Origin of the sequence: Dermacoccus sp. UBA1591 (genome assembly GCF_002322065.1) — a bacterium.
Taxonomy (GTDB): Bacteria; Actinomycetota; Actinomycetes; order Actinomycetales; family Dermatophilaceae; genus Dermacoccus; species Dermacoccus nishinomiyaensis.
Genome location: NZ_DCNR01000090.1, coordinates 69,896 through 70,984 on the forward strand (window position 1 = coordinate 69,896; position 1,089 = coordinate 70,984).

The 1,089-nt window shown below is 67.8% G+C and carries 2 protein-coding genes; one reads left to right on the forward strand and one right to left on the reverse strand.

The genetic code is table 11. The annotated features are described in order from the left end of the window. Window positions 1-127 precede the first annotated feature (127 nt). Entirely contained in the window at window positions 128-520 is a 393-nt protein-coding gene (locus tag B2284_RS09900) for a hypothetical protein (RefSeq protein WP_286697427.1), read from the reverse strand. 37 nt (window positions 521-557) lie between these two features. Between B2284_RS09900 and B2284_RS09905 the strand changes: the two genes are divergently transcribed. Further along, window positions 558-1,073 carry a hypothetical protein gene (locus B2284_RS09905; RefSeq protein WP_286697428.1) on the forward strand — a complete coding sequence of 172 codons (516 nt, stop codon included), beginning with the start codon at window positions 558-560 and terminating at the stop codon, window positions 1,071-1,073. The last annotated feature ends 16 nt before the right edge of the window (window positions 1,074-1,089 follow it).

Sequence of the window (1,089 nt, forward strand, 5' to 3'; positions counted from 1 at the left end):
GACGACCGCGTGTGGGTACTCGTCGGAGCGCATGCCGCCCCTTCTCGAGGCGAGCCAGCACGAACGTCGCGTGAACCTTGGGTACTGCACACGCCGAACCACCACGCGGCGCCCACGTGTGATGTGCTCATGGTGAACCCACAGGCAGCACGCTGACCCCGGGAGACACCATGGCCCGTACCCGCTCACTCACCCTCGCGTCGTTCGGTGCGCTGACGCTCGCCCTGGCGGCATGCGGCGGCTCCGGCGACACGACCGCCGACTCCACCCCACCCAGCGCGACGAGTACCTCGCCCTCACCGAGTTCCTCGACGTCAGCCTCCTCGACGACCTCGACGCCGGCTGCCGCTACGTCGACATCGTCGTCCGCCACGTCGGCGTCCTCAGCAGCTACCAGCGCGAGCGCGTCGTCAGGCCCCTCGGAACCGTCCGCGACGTCGCCCTCCCCGGCCGGTTCTTCGTCCCGAGAGTCAGACACCTCGCGATCGTCGGCCCCGGCCACCGTCGCGGGTGCCCCCACCGTCAGCACGACCGTCTGGCCCGATGCGTCGTGGAACGTGCCGACCCTCGACGACGACGGCTGCAGCATGGGCTTCGATTCGTCCTCACCCAGCGCCGATGTGAGCCCCTACTCCAAGACCGGCAAGTCCTTCACGTGCGGGGCGATCGCCGCCGGTCTCATCGCGTGCCAGAAGGAGAAGGCGACCGGAAACGTGCTGTGCCTGCAGAGCCTCGAACAGAGGATGGCGGTTCGGTTCCCGTCGAACGTCTCGAAGATCCGGCCGCGTGACCCCGGCGAGCAGCCGACTCCCCTGCAGGTGAAGCTCGCCAACGGGGCGACGTGTTCTGCTGCGTCGCACGACCAGACGACGCACTACCAAGACCGTCGCAGCTGGCTTTACTGCGACAGCGCCGGCGACGCAGTGCTGTTGCTGCCCAAGGATTTCGACCCCACGAAGGGTGCTGGGCAGAAATACTTCGACAAGACCAACGCGACGTGGACGGCGCAGTACAGCGTCAACAACATGGCCCCGAAGACGGTGGCCGTGACGAAGGTCGTCTACGCACCGTGACCGCGGTGCGACGTCA